Annotated in this window: 10 protein-coding genes; 1 reads left to right on the forward strand and 9 read right to left on the reverse strand. The window is 61.2% G+C overall.

What is annotated here, in order from left to right; all coding sequences use genetic code 11:
* Positions 1–24: 24 nt before the first annotated feature.
* From sucD to sdhC, 9 genes are all read right to left on the reverse strand, one after another.
* A complete protein-coding gene (gene sucD / locus ACI2KK_RS09445; RefSeq protein WP_016393102.1) occupies positions 25–909 on the reverse strand; it encodes a succinate--CoA ligase subunit alpha in 885 nt (294 codons plus the stop codon).
* Positions 909–2,075, reverse strand: a complete 1,167-nt coding sequence (gene sucC, locus ACI2KK_RS09450; protein WP_023629628.1) for an ADP-forming succinate--CoA ligase subunit beta — start codon at positions 2,073–2,075, stop codon at positions 909–911. The genes sucD and sucC overlap by 1 nt, the downstream gene beginning before the upstream one ends.
* 172 nt (positions 2,076–2,247) lie before the next feature.
* Positions 2,248–3,684 (reverse strand): dihydrolipoyl dehydrogenase, encoded by a 1,437-nt coding sequence (gene lpdA, locus ACI2KK_RS09455; RefSeq protein WP_110739478.1) that lies wholly within the window; start codon positions 3,682–3,684, stop codon positions 2,248–2,250.
* Positions 3,685–3,779: 95 nt separating this feature from the next.
* Complete coding sequence (odhB, locus tag ACI2KK_RS09460) at positions 3,780–5,006, reverse strand: 2-oxoglutarate dehydrogenase complex dihydrolipoyllysine-residue succinyltransferase (RefSeq protein ID WP_404668733.1); 1,227 nt, start codon at positions 5,004–5,006, stop codon at positions 3,780–3,782.
* 42 nt (positions 5,007–5,048) lie between these two features.
* Entirely contained in the window at positions 5,049–7,880 is a 2,832-nt protein-coding gene (locus ACI2KK_RS09465) for a 2-oxoglutarate dehydrogenase E1 component (protein ID WP_404668734.1), read from the reverse strand.
* A gap of 246 nt (positions 7,881–8,126) precedes the next feature.
* Positions 8,127–8,831, reverse strand: a complete 705-nt coding sequence (locus ACI2KK_RS09470; protein ID WP_012315348.1) for a succinate dehydrogenase iron-sulfur subunit — start codon at positions 8,829–8,831, stop codon at positions 8,127–8,129.
* Positions 8,832–8,842: 11 nt separating this feature from the next.
* Positions 8,843–10,615 carry a succinate dehydrogenase flavoprotein subunit gene (gene sdhA / locus ACI2KK_RS09475; protein WP_194790991.1) on the reverse strand — a complete coding sequence of 591 codons (1,773 nt, stop codon included), beginning with the start codon at positions 10,613–10,615 and terminating at the stop codon, positions 8,843–8,845.
* Positions 10,616–10,618: 3 nt separating this feature from the next.
* Complete coding sequence (gene sdhD, locus ACI2KK_RS09480; RefSeq protein WP_217839483.1) at positions 10,619–10,987, reverse strand: succinate dehydrogenase, hydrophobic membrane anchor protein; 369 nt, start codon at positions 10,985–10,987, stop codon at positions 10,619–10,621.
* A complete protein-coding gene (gene sdhC, locus ACI2KK_RS09485; RefSeq protein WP_217839484.1) occupies positions 10,981–11,367 on the reverse strand; it encodes a succinate dehydrogenase, cytochrome b556 subunit in 387 nt (128 codons plus the stop codon). Before sdhC ends, sdhD begins: the two co-directional genes overlap by 7 nt.
* Before the next feature lie 352 nt (positions 11,368–11,719).
* Here sdhC and gltA point away from each other — a divergent pair, with 352 nt between their 5' ends.
* Entirely contained in the window at positions 11,720–13,009 is a 1,290-nt protein-coding gene (gltA, locus tag ACI2KK_RS09490) for a citrate synthase (protein ID WP_217839485.1), read from the forward strand.
* Positions 13,010–13,060: the final 51 nt, after the last annotated feature.

The raw sequence follows: 13,060 nt of genomic DNA on the forward strand, positions 1-13,060 counted from the left end.
TGCGTGGGGGGTACTACGTGTTACTTACTTCTTGGCTTCCCAGCCAGTCAGCTCGGCCAGGGCCTTGCCGATGTCAGCCAGGGAACGCACGGTCTTCACACCAGCGTCCTGCAGGGCGGCGAACTTCTCGTCCGCAGTGCCCTTGCCGCCGGAGATGATGGCGCCAGCGTGGCCCATGCGCTTGCCCGCTGGGGCGGTAACACCAGCGATGTACGAAACCACCGGCTTGGTGACGTTGGCCTTGATGTAGGCAGCAGCCTCTTCTTCAGCCGAACCGCCGATCTCACCGATCATGACGATCGCTTCGGTCTTCGGGTCTTCCTGGAACAGCTTCAGGATGTCGATGAAGTTCGAGCCTGGGATCGGGTCACCGCCGATGCCGACGCAGGTCGACTGGCCGAAGCCGGCGTCGGTGGTCTGCTTGACAGCTTCGTAGGTCAGGGTGCCGGAACGCGACACGATACCGACCTTGCCTGGCAGGTGGATGTGGCCTGGCATGATGCCGATCTTGCACTCGCCCGGGGTGATGACACCTGGGCAGTTAGGACCGATGAGCGTAACGCCCAGCTCGTCGCACTTGACCTTGGCGTCCAGCATGTCGAGGGTAGGGATACCTTCGGTGATGCAGACGATCAGCTTGATGCCACCGAAGGCAGCTTCCAGGATCGAGTCCTTGCAGAAAGGAGCCGGAACGTAGATCACCGAAGCGTCAGCGCCGGTAGCTTCTACGGCTTCTTTCACGGTGTTGAACACCGGCAGGCCCAGGTGGGTGGTGCCACCTTTGCCTGGGGTCACGCCGCCAACCATCTTGGTGCCGTAGGCGATGGCTTGCTCGGAGTGGAAGGTACCCTGCGAGCCGGTGAAGCCCTGGCAGATGACTTTGGTGTCTTTATTGATCAGGACGCTCATTACTTGCCCTCCGCAGCTTTGACAACTTGTTGAGCAGCGTCGGTCAGGCTGGTTGCAGCAATGATGTTCAAACCGCTTTCTGCCAGTACTTTAGCGCCGAGTTCGGCGTTGTTGCCTTCCAGACGGACAACAACCGGTACTTTAACGCCGACTTCTTTCACGGCGCCGATGATGCCTTCGGCAATCATGTCGCAGCGAACGATGCCGCCGAAGATGTTGACCAGTACGGCCGCGACATTGCTGTCGGACAGAATGATCTTGAACGCTTCGGTAACGCGTTCTTTGGTAGCGCCGCCGCCCACGTCGAGGAAGTTGGCTGGCTTGCCGCCGTGCAGGTTGACGATGTCCATGGTACCCATGGCCAGGCCAGCACCGTTGACCATGCAGCCGATGTTGCCTTCCAGCGCTACGTAGTTCAGTTCGAACTTGGCAGCGTGAGCTTCACGGGCGTCGTCTTGCGACGGGTCGTGGAAGGTCTTCAGCTTGGGCTGACGGTACATGGCGTTGGCGTCGATGTTGATCTTGGCATCGAGGCAGTGCAGGTCGCCGTCGGCCTTGATCACCAGCGGGTTCACTTCCAGCAGGGCCAGGTCGTGATCCTTGAACAGCTTGGCCAGGCCTACGAAGATCTTGGCGAACTGTTGTACTTGCTTGCCTTCCAGACCCAGCTGGAATGCCAGCTCACGGCCCTGGAACGGCTGAGCGCCGACCAGCGGGTCGATGGTGGCCTTGAGGATCTTCTCGGGAGTGTCGTGAGCGACTTTCTCGATGTCCACGCCACCTTCGGTGGAGGCCATGAACACGATGCGGCGGCTCGAGCGATCGACTACAGCGCCCAGGTACAGCTCTTTGGCGATGTCAGTGCAGGATTCGACCAGGATCTTGGAAACTGGCTGACCATTGGCGTCGGTCTGGTAGGTTACCAGATTCTTGCCCAGCCACTGTGCAGCGAACGCCTTGGCGTCTTCCTTGCTGCGAACCAGCTTGACGCCGCCCGCTTTACCGCGACCACCAGCATGGACCTGAGCCTTAACGACCCACTCCGAACCGCCGATCTTGTCGCAGGCTTCTGCTGCAGCTTCAGGGGTGTCGACTGCGAAACCCTTGGAAACTGGCAGGCCGTATTCAGCGAACAGCTGCTTACCCTGATACTCGTGAAGATTCATGCTTTTTACCGTCTTCGTTAGGTACTGCGCTTCGGCGCTGCGCCATTACTGGCGCCGCACCACCTGTGACCGTTGACCCCGGGTTATCCCATGTGATCCGGTCCGGCGGACGTTCCGCGGTGAGTCATGCACGCAAGACTCACGACGGGCAGCCCGCCGTGGTTTCTTATAATTAACGCTTCTTACGGTTGGCTACGTGAATGGCGCCGCCATTCACCGCCAGCGCTGCTTCATGCAGCGCTTCGGACAGGGTTGGATGGCTGAAGACCATCATGCCCAGATCCTCGGCACTGGTGCCGAATTCCATTGCGATCGCGCCTTGCTGTACCAGCTCGGCAGCCGATGGGCCGATCACGTGCACACCCAGTACGCGGTCGGTCTTCGCGTCGGCGATGACCTTGACGAAACCGCCGGTGTCGTTGGCTGCCATTGCACGGCCGCTGGCCGCGAACGGGAAGGTGCCCACGTTAACCTCAACGCCTTCGGCTTTCAACGCCTGTTCGGTCTTGCCGACCCACGCGATTTCCGGGTGGGTGTAGATGACCGACGGGATCAGGTCGTAGTTCATCTGGGCCTTGTGGCCCTTGATGCGCTCGACGACCATGATGCCCTCTTCCGAGGCCTTGTGCGCCAGCATCATGCCGCGTACCACGTCACCGATGGCGAACACGCCCGGTACGCTGGTGGCGCAGTGATCGTCGACGAAGATGTAGCCACGCTCGTCGATGGTCACGCCGCTGTCGGCAGCCAGCAGGTCGGTGGTCACCGGGCGACGGCCGACCGCGACGATCAGCTTGTCGAAGGTGATCTTCTGCTCGCCTTCGGCGTTGGTGTAGGTGACTTCGACTTCGTTGCCGTTGACTTTCGAGCCGGTGACGCGAGCGCCCAGCTTGATGTCCAGGCCTTGCTTGGTCAGGGTCTTCTGGGCTTCTTTCGACACGGCGGTGTCGGCAGCCATCAGGAAGGTATCCAGGGCTTCCAGCACGGTAACTTCAGCACCCAGGCGAGCCCATACCGAGCCCAGCTCCAGGCCGATCACACCGGCACCGATCACGCCCAGGCGCTTCGGCACGCTCTGGAATTCCAGGGCGCCGGTGGAGTCGACGATGACGTTCTGGTCGACCGGAGCCGGCGGAATGTCGATCGGGCGCGAGCCGGAAGCGAGAATCACGTTCTCGGCTTCGATGACTTCGGTGGTGCCGTCAGCCTTGGTGACTTCGACTTTCTTGCCAGCCAGCAGCTTGCCGTGGCCCTGGATCGAAGTGACGCCGTTGGCCTTGAACAGGGTGGCAACACCGCCGGTCAGGTTCTTCACGATGCCGGCCTTGCGGCCAACCATCGCAGCCACGTCCATCTTCACTTCGCCAGTGGAGATACCGTGGACGTTGAAGCTCTCTTTGGCTTCCTTGTACTTCCAGGAGCTGTCCAGCAGCGCCTTGGACGGAATGCAACCTACGTTCAGGCAGGTGCCGCCCAGGGCCAGCTTGCCCTCAGCGTCGGTGTACTTCTCGATACAGGCAGTCTTCAGACCGAGTTGGGCGGCCTTGATGGCAGCCACATAGCCGCCAGGACCTGCACCAATCACCACTACGTCGAATTTCTGGGTCATAAAAGCTTCCTTATCAGCAACTAGCTACAAGCCAAAAGCTGCAAGCCTACACGCTTCTACATGAAGCTTGCAGCTTGCAACTTGTGACTGCTTGATTAGATGTCCAGCAGCAGGCGAGACGGATCTTCCAGCAGGTTCTTGATGGTCACCAGGAAGGTTACCGCTTCCTTGCCGTCGATCAGGCGGTGGTCGTAGGACAGCGCCAGGTACATCATCGGGCGGATCACCACTTGGCCGTTGATGGCCATCGGGCGCTGGATGATGTTGTGCATGCCCAGAATCGCGGCCTGCGGCGGGTTGACGATCGGGGTCGACATCATCGAACCGAAGGTACCGCCGTTGGTGATGGTGAAGGTGCCGCCGGTCATTTCGTCGATCGACAGTTTGCCGTCACGGGCCTTCTTGCCGAAGGTGGCGATGCCGTTCTCGATCTCGGCCAGCGACATCGATTCGGCGTTGCGCAGCACCGGTACCACCAGGCCACGGTCGCTGGAAACAGCGACGCCGACGTCGGCAAAGCCGTGGTAGACGATGTCGTTGCCGTCGATCGAGGCGTTGACTGCCGGGTAGCGCTTCAGCGCTTCGGTAGCGGCCTTGACGAAGAACGACATGAAGCCCAAGCGCACGCCGTTGTGGGTCTTCTCGAACAGGTCCTTGTACTTCGAGCGCAGGGCCATGACTTCGGTCATGTCGACTTCGTTGAAGGTGGTCAGCATGGCCATGTTCGACTGGGCTTCGACCAGACGCTCGGCGATCTTGGCGCGCAGGCGGGTCATCGGCACGCGCTTCTCGGTGCGATCGCCAGCGGCGACGACCACTGCAGCAGCAGCGGCAGCAGCCGGTTTGGCAGCAGGAGCGGCGGCCGGGGCCGACTTCTTGTTGGCGACGGCGGCAACGACGTCTTCCTTGGTGATGCGACCACCTTTGCCGGTGCCGGCAACGGTAGCCAGGTCGATGCCGTTTTCTTCGGCCAGCTTGCGGGCAGCAGGTGCAGCAACCGGGTCGTCTTCGCCAGCGTCGGCGGCGGCAGCGGCCGGAGCGGCAGCAGGCGCAGCAGCGGCGGCAGGTGCAGCGGCAGCAGCACCACCTTCAACGATCGAACCCAGCACTTCGTCGGACAGGACGGTGTCGCCCTCGCCCTTGACGATGGCACCCAGCACGCCGTCGGCGGTGGCCAGGACTTCCAGGACGACCTTGTCGGTTTCGATGTCGACGATCAGCTCGTCACGCTTGACGGCGTCGCCCGGCTGCTTGTGCCAGGTGGCAACGGTGCCGTCGGCGACCGATTCCGGGAAGGTTGGGGCTTTGATCTCGATAGCCATTATCAGTGTTTCCTTAAATTCGGTTTCAGGTGCGCGAAGGCGTTAGACAGTGAAGGCGTCTTGCAGCAGTTTTTCCTGCTGTTCGGCGTGCTTCGATGCGTAACCACAGGCTGGCGCGGCGGATGCGTCGCGGCCGGCGTATTCCAGGACCAGTGCCTTGTTGTGGCGGCCCAGGATACGGCGCATGTGGTGCTGGCTGCTGTACCAGGCGCCCTGGTTCATCGGTTCTTCCTGGCACCACACCGCAGCTTTGAGGTTGGTGTACTGGGCCAGGATTTCGACCAGGTCATCCTCAGGGAACGGATACAGCTGCTCCAGACGCAGGATGGCAATGTCTTCGCGGCCTTCGGCACGGCGTTTTTCCAGCAGGTCGTAGTAGACCTTGCCGCTGCACAGCACCAGGCGCTCGACCTTGGCCGGATCGATCGCGTCGATTTCCGGGATCACGGTCTGGAACGAGCCTTCGGCCAGGTCTTCCAAGGTCGAGATGGCCAGCTTGTGGCGCAGCAGCGACTTTGGAGTCAGTACTACCAGCGGCTTGCGCAGCGGGCGGATGACCTGACGGCGCAGCAGGTGGTAGATCTGTGCCGGGGTGGTCGGTACGCAGACCTGAATGTTGTGCTCGGCGCACAGCTGCAGGTAACGCTCCAGACGCGCGGAGGAGTGCTCTGGGCCCTGCCCTTCATAACCGTGTGGCAGCAGCATGGTCAGACCGCACAGGCGGCCCCACTTGTGCTCGCCGCTGGTGATGAACTGGTCGATCACCACTTGCGCACCGTTGGCGAAGTCGCCGAACTGGGCTTCCCAGATCACCAACGCGTTCGGCGTGGTGGTGGAGTAGCCGTATTCGAACGCCAGTACCGCCTCTTCCGACAGGAACGAGTCGTACAGGTCGAAACGTGGCTGGCCCGGGAACAGGTTCTTCAGCGGTACGTAAGTGCTGGCGTCCTTCTGGTTGTGCAGCACCGCGTGACGGTGCGAGAAGGTGCCACGGCCGATGTCCTGGCCGGTCATGCGGATCGGGTGACCTTCGAACTGCAGGGTGGCGTAGGCCATGGTCTCTGCATAACCCCAGTTGATCGGCAAGCCACCGGCCTGCATCTTCTGACGGTCTTCGTAGATCTTCGCCACCTGACGCTGCACGACGAAGCCTTCCGGCAGTTCCAGCAGCTTGGCCGACAGCTCTTGCAGGGTCTTGAGGTCGAAGCGGGTGTCGTGACGCGCGGTCCAGGCGTGGCCCAGGTACGGACGCCAGTCGACGAACAGCTCGCGGTTCGGCTCCTTGACCAGGCTCTTGACCACGTGCAGGCCGTTGTCCAGCGCGTTGCGGTACTCGTCGATCTTGGCCTGGGCGCGCTCGGCATCGATGCGGCCAGCCTGGATCAGCGCGTCGGCGTACAACTCGCGGGTGGTGCGCTGCTTGGTGATCTGCTGGTACATCAAAGGCTGGGTGCCGTTCGGCTCGTCGGCCTCGTTGTGGCCGCGACGACGGTAGCAGACCAGGTCGATGACCACGTCACGCTTGAACTGCATGCGGTAATCGATGGCCAGCTGAGTGACGAACAGTACCGCTTCAGGGTCGTCGCCGTTCACGTGCAGGATCGGCGCCTGGATCATCTTGGCAACGTCGGTGGCGTACTCGGTGGAGCGCGCGTCCAGCGGGTTGCTGATGGTGAAGCCAACCTGGTTGTTGATCACGATGTGCACAGTACCGCCGGTCTTGAAACCGCGGGTCTGCGACATCTGGAAGGTTTCCATGACCACGCCCTGGCCGGCGAACGCAGCGTCGCCGTGGATCGAGATCGGCAGCACCTTGTCGCCAACGGTGTCGTTGCGGCGGTCCTGACGGGCGCGAACCGAGCCTTCCACCACTGGCGAGACGATTTCCAGGTGGGAAGGGTTGAACGCCATGGCCAGGTGGACTTCGCCGCCCGGGGTCATCACGTTCGAGGAGAAGCCCTGGTGATACTTCACGTCACCGGAGCCCAGCTCGTTCATCTTCTTGCCTTCGAACTCGTCGAACAGCTCGCGCGGGTTCTTGCCGAAGGTGTTGACGAGCACGTTCAGGCGGCCACGGTGGGCCATGCCGATGACCACTTCCTTGGTGCCGTAGGAGCCGGAGCGCTGGATCATTTCGTCCAGCATCGGGATCAGGCTTTCGCCACCCTCCAGGCCGAAACGCTTGGTGCCCGGGTACTTGGTGCCCAGGTACTTCTCCAGGCCCTCACCGGCCGTGACGCGCTCGAGCAGGTGGGTCTGCACGTCGGTGGAGAAATCAGGGCGGCCACGGACGCTTTCGAGACGCTGCTGGAACCAGCTGCGCTGCTCGGAATCGACGATGTGGGTGAACTCGGCGCCAATGGTGCGACAATATGTCTTCTCGAGTGCCTCGAAGATTTCGCGTAGGCTCGCCTCCTCTTTGCCGATGAACAGGTCGCCGGCACGGAAGGTCGTATCAAGATCGGCATTGGTCAAGCCGTAGTGATTGATCGACAGGTCTACGGGCGCAGGGCGCTGCCACAACCCCAAGGGGTCGAGCTTGGCAGCCTGATGGCCGCGCATACGATAGGCCTGGATCAGTCGCAGCACTTCAACCTGCTTCTTCTCGTGTTCTGTGCTCACGCTCCCGGCGGAAACCGGTTGGGCGCGGCGCTGGTTCTTTGCCAGCAATACGAAATGGTCGCGGATCGTCGAGTGCGATACATCGGTAGCGGTGCTGCCGTCGGCGGGCAACTTCTGGAAGTAGGTGCGCCACTCTTCTGGCACAGCGTTAGGGTCGTGCAGGTAGAGCTCGTAGAGCTCTTCCACATATGCAGCGTTACCACCTGAAAGGTGGGCGCTTTCCCACATGCGCTGCATCACGCTTTCTTGCATGCTTGGTCACCCTCGGTTAGGGGACTGATCGGCGAGAGCCATAGAAAACATGGAAAAGTCCGAACACAGCGACTGAACCACGCCACCTGGATCCTGCTGATTTTCCGGGTACCAGCCCGGAAAGCCCCTGCTGGTCTCATATCTTCATAGGTAATGGGCGCGGGCTTTGTGGGCCCTTGCCCGAGTTTTACCTCAGTGCGGGCTCACCACCCGCACCTCGGCATGCTGCAGTTACAACGCTTTGAATCAGGTGCCGCTTTGCAGCAGCATGTTACGTACGTGGCCGATTGCCTTGGTCGGGTTCAGACCCTTCGGGCAGACGTTCACGCAGTTCATGATCCCGCGGCAGCGGAATACGCTGAACGGGTCATCCAGGGACGCCAGGCGCTCCTGGGTCTTGGTGTCGCGGCTGTCGGCCAGGAAGCGGTAGGCCTGCAGCAAGGCAGCGGGGCCCAGGAACTTGTCCGGGTTCCACCAGAACGACGGGCAGGAAGTCGAGCAGCAAGCGCACAGGATGCACTCGTACAGGCCGTCCAGCTTGTCGCGGTCTTCCGGCGACTGCAGGCGCTCGATGGCCGGAGCCGGCGTGTCGTTCTGCAGGAATGGCTTCACCTTCTCGTACTGCTTGTAGAAGATGCTCATGTCGACGACCAGGTCACGAATGACCGGCAGGCCCGGCAGCGGGCGCAGCACCAGCTTGTTGCCCTTGACCACGCCCGACAGCGGGGTGATGCAGGCTAGGCCGTTCTTGCCGTTCATGTTCATGCCGTCGGAACCGCACACGCCTTCACGGCACGAGCGACGGTACGAGAAGCCCTCGTCCTTTTCCTTGATCAGTGCCAGCACGTCCAGAACCATCAGGTCCTTGCCGCCGGTATCGACGTCGAACGACTCCATCTTGGGGGCCGAGTCGGTGTCGGGGTTGTAGCGATAAACTTCGACTTTCAACATAGCAGCCACCCTTAGTAAGTCCGGACTTTTGGTTCGAAGGCAGGAACTGTCTTCGGCGCAAAGTTGACGCCGCGCTTGGCAACGCGCTTCTCACCCGGGTAGTACAGGGTGTGGCACAGCCAGTTTTCGTCGTCACGGTCTTCGAAGTCTTCACGGGCGTGGGCGCCGCGGGACTCTTTACGGGCTTCGGCCGCAATGGCGGTAGCTTCGGCGACTTCCAGCAGGTTCTGCAGCTCCAGCGCTTCGATACGCGCGGTGTTGAAGGCCTGGGACTTGTCGTTGATCTTGACGTTGGCGATGCGGTCACGCAGGCCGGCCAGTTGCTCGATACCCTTCTGCATGTATTCGCCGGTACGGAACACACCGAAGTAGTTCTGCATGCAGCTTTGCAGCTCGCGCTTGAGGCTGGCAACGTCTTCGCCGCTGGTACGCTCGTTGAGCTTGTTCAGGCGGTTCAGGGCAACGTCGACATCGGTGTCGCTGGCGTCGCGGTATTCCACGCCGTCGGACAGGGCTTTTTCCAGGTGCAGGCCGGCAGCACGGCCGAACACCACCAGGTCGAGCAGCGAATTGCCGCCCAGGCGGTTGGCACCGTGAACCGATACGCACGCCACTTCGCCTACGGCGAACAGGCCCGGGATGATGTGGTCCTTGCCTTCGGCGTCCATGGTGATGGCCTGGCCGTGGATGTTGGTGGCAACGCCGCCCATCATGTAGTGGCAGGTCGGCACGACCGGTACCGGCGCGACCACAGGGTCGACGTGGGCGAAGGTCTTGGACAGCTCGCAGATGCCTGGCAGGCGGCTGTGCAGCACTTCCTCACCCAGGTGGTCCAGCTTCAGCAGTACGTGGTCCTTGTTCGGGCCCACGCCGTTGCCGGCAATGATCTCTTTGACCATGGAACGTGCAACCACGTCGCGGCCGGCCAGGTCTTTGGCGTTCGGCGCGTAACGCTCCATGAAGCGCTCGCCGTGGGCGTTGATCAGGTAACCACCTTCACCGCGGCAACCTTCGGTGACCAGTACACCGGCGCCGGCGATGCCGGTCGGGTGGAACTGCCACATCTCGATGTCCTGCACCGGCACGCCGGCACGCAGGGCCATGCCGATACCGTCACCGGTATTGATCAGGGCGTTGGTGGTGGAGGCGTAGATACGGCCGGCACCGCCAGTGGCCAGTACGGTGGCCTTGGACTTGATGTACATGGTTTCGCCGGTTTCGATGCAGATCGCGATCACACCGACGAAGGCGCCGTCCTGGTTCTTCACCAGGTCAACGGCGTAGTACTCGTTGAGGAAGGTGGTGCCTGCCTTCAGGTTGCCCTGGTACAGGGTGTGCAGCAGCGCGTGACCGGTACGGTCGGAAGCTGCGCAGGTACGGGCAGCCTGACCACCTTTACCGAAGTCCTTGGACTGACCACCGAACGGGCGCTGGTAGATGCGGCCGGTTTCGGTACGCGAGAACGGCAGGCCCATGTGGTCCAGCTCGAACACCGCAGCCGGGCCTTCCTGACACATGTATTCGATAGCGTCCTGGTCACCGATGTAGTCGGAACCCTTGACGGTGTCGTACATGTGCCAGCGCCAGTCGTCGTTCGGGTCGGCCGAAGCGATGGCGCAGGTGATGCCGCCCTGGGCGGATACGGTGTGCGAACGGGTCGGGAACACCTTGGTGACTACTGCGGTCTTGTGGCCGCCTTGAGCCAGTTGCAGCGCAGCGCGCATGCCGGCGCCGCCGCCACCGATGATGATGGCGTCGAACGAAATGGTTGGAATGTTAGCCATGAATCAGATACCCCAGAGAATCTGCACACCCCAGACGAAGTACGCGAACATCGCAACGCCGCATACAGCCTGGAACAGGAAACGGATCGCAGTCGCCGACTTGCCGAACGACATCGGCGTCAGGTAGTCGGTGGCGATGGTCCACATGCCGACCCAGGCGTGAGCGCCCAGTGCGACAAGCGCCAGCAGACTGAAGATCCGCATCGCGTTGTTGGAGAACAGACCATGCCACTGGGCGTAGTCGATGCCTGGGTGAACGGCGAGGTAGCCGATCAGGAAGATGAAGTAAGCCGCGAGAACGACCGCCGACACGCGCTGTGCCATCCAGTCATAGAGGCCCGAACGCGAGAGGTTCGTGACGTTAGTTACCATACCCAAACTCCTGCCAGAACGATCAGCACCACGGAGATGACGATCACGATTTTCGAGCCCAGCTTGCCGCCTTCCAGCGTCTCACCGACACCCATGTCCATGATCAGGTGGCGCACACCTGCGACGAGGTGGTACAGCAGGCCGGACAGCAGGCCCCAGGTCACCAGTTTGGCCAGCGGACTGGTCAGACACGCCTTCACCTCGGCAAAGCCTTCCTCGGAACCCAGCGACTTGCCCAGTGCATAAAGCATGATGGCAAGGCCGAGGAACAGGATGACGCCGGAAACGCGGTGAAGAATGGACGTGTATGCGGTGATCGGGAGTTTGATGGTCCTTAGGTCTAGGTTTACAGGTCGTTGGCTTTTCACGGCTTTTTTCACACTGAAGAGCCCCTAGCGAACAGGGCAAAGTTGTTGGTAAGTGTACTGGTCAGGTACCCACCACCCAGGAGAGCGACGACACCCAGCGGGTCAGGCAAGAAAGCCTCTGGGAGTCGGCTGCCGAGTATAGACAGTTAGGTTGCTCATGACAACGCAAGGGGATAGCCCGAATAGCGCATTGCCTTTAGTGAACAAAAGGCGTAAACGGGCGACAATTTCTTGAAAAATCAGCCTTGAGGCGGTGTTTCAACCAGCCTTTAGGCAAATTGACATTCGTTTTTATCCCTCTATAGTGGTGCGGGCCCTGCGTGGGGGGTCTGTCTGATGATTTCAAGCATTAATAGGAGGCCACATGGCTGACAAAAAAGCGCAGTTGGTCATCGAGGGCAATGCCCCCGTAGAGCTGCCCATTTTAACCGGCACCGTTGGTCCCGATGTAATCGACGTCCGCGGGTTGGGGGCATCCGGTCATTTCACTTTTGACCCAGGCTTCATGGCGACCGCCTCGTGCGAGTCGAAGATCACCTACATCGACGGCGACAAGGGCATCCTGCTGCACCGCGGCTACCCGATCGAACAGCTCGCCGAGAAATCCGACTACCTCGAAACCTGCTACCTGCTGCTCAACGGCGAACTGCCGAATGCCGAGCAGAAGGCCCAGTTCGTCAGCACCGTGAAAAACCACACCATGGTTCACGAGCAGCTGAAGTCCTTCTTCAACGGTTTCCGCCGCGACGCTCACCCGATGGCGGTGATGTGCGGTGTGGTTGGCGCCCTGTCGGCGTTCTACCACGACTCGCTGGACATCAATAACCCGCAGCACCGCGAAATTTCCGCGGTTCGCCTGGTCGCGAAAATGCCGACCCTGGCGGCGATGGTCTACAAGTACTCCATGGGCCAGCCCATGATGTACCCGCGCAACGACCTGTCGTACGCGGAGAACTTCCTGCACATGATGTTCAACACCCCGTGCGAGATCAAACCGATCAGCCCGACGCTGGCCAAGGCCATGGACCGGATCTTCATCCTCCATGCCGACCACGAGCAGAACGCCTCCACCTCCACCGTGCGCCTGGCGGGCTCTTCGGGTGCCAACCCGTTCGCCTGTATCGCTGCCGGCATCGCCGCACTGTGGGGCCCGGCCCACGGCGGTGCGAACGAAGCCGTTCTGACCATGCTCGATGAAATCGGTGACGTGTCGAACATCGACAAGTACATCGCCAAGGCCAAGGACAAGAACGACCCGTTCAAGCTCATGGGCTTCGGTCACCGCGTGTACAAGAACCGCGACCCGCGCGCCACCGTGATGAAGCAGACCTGCGACGAAGTGCTCGGCGAGCTGGGCATCAAGAACGACCCGCAGCTGGAACTGGCCATGCGCCTCGAAGAGATCGCCCTCACCGATCCGTACTTCATCGAGCGCTCGCTGTACCCGAACGTCGACTTCTACTCGGGCATCATCCTGAAAGCCATCGGCATCCCGACCAGCATGTTCACCGTGATCTTCGCCCTGGCACGTACCGTGGGCTGGATCTCGCACTGGAAGGAAATGCTCTCCGGCCCGTACAAGATCGGCCGCCCGCGCCAGCTGTACACCGGCGAACAACAGCGCGACATCGTCGAGCTGAAAGACCGCAAGTAAGCCCTGAGGCCGAACGCAAAAAGGCTGCCCTCGGGCAGCCTTTTTTTGTGT

It is taken from the genome of Pseudomonas sp. NPDC089406 (genome assembly GCF_044900265.1).
GTDB classification, from domain to species: Bacteria; Pseudomonadota; Gammaproteobacteria; order Pseudomonadales; family Pseudomonadaceae; genus Aquipseudomonas; species Aquipseudomonas fakonensis.

Bases quoted from the DNA above. Each gene is read 5' to 3' on its own strand.
- sucD (WP_016393102.1), bottom strand. From the start codon at position 909: ATGAGCGTCCTGATCAATAAAGACACCAAAGTCATCTGCCAGGGCTTC.
- sucC (WP_023629628.1), bottom strand. From the start codon at position 2,075: ATGAATCTTCACGAGTATCAGGGTAAGCAGCTGTTCGCTGAATACGGC.
- lpdA (WP_110739478.1), bottom strand. From the start codon at position 3,684: ATGACCCAGAAATTCGACGTAGTGGTGATTGGTGCAGGTCCTGGCGGC.
- odhB (WP_404668733.1), bottom strand. From the start codon at position 5,006: ATGGCTATCGAGATCAAAGCCCCAACCTTCCCGGAATCGGTCGCCGAC.
- ACI2KK_RS09465 (WP_404668734.1), bottom strand. From the start codon at position 7,880: ATGCAAGAAAGCGTGATGCAGCGCATGTGGGAAAGCGCCCACCTTTCA.
- ACI2KK_RS09470 (WP_012315348.1), bottom strand. From the start codon at position 8,831: ATGTTGAAAGTCGAAGTTTATCGCTACAACCCCGACACCGACTCGGCC.
- sdhA (WP_194790991.1), bottom strand. From the start codon at position 10,615: ATGGCTAACATTCCAACCATTTCGTTCGACGCCATCATCATCGGTGGC.
- sdhD (WP_217839483.1), bottom strand. From the start codon at position 10,987: ATGGTAACTAACGTCACGAACCTCTCGCGTTCGGGCCTCTATGACTGG.
- gltA (WP_217839485.1), top strand. From the start codon at position 11,720: ATGGCTGACAAAAAAGCGCAGTTGGTCATCGAGGGCAATGCCCCCGTA.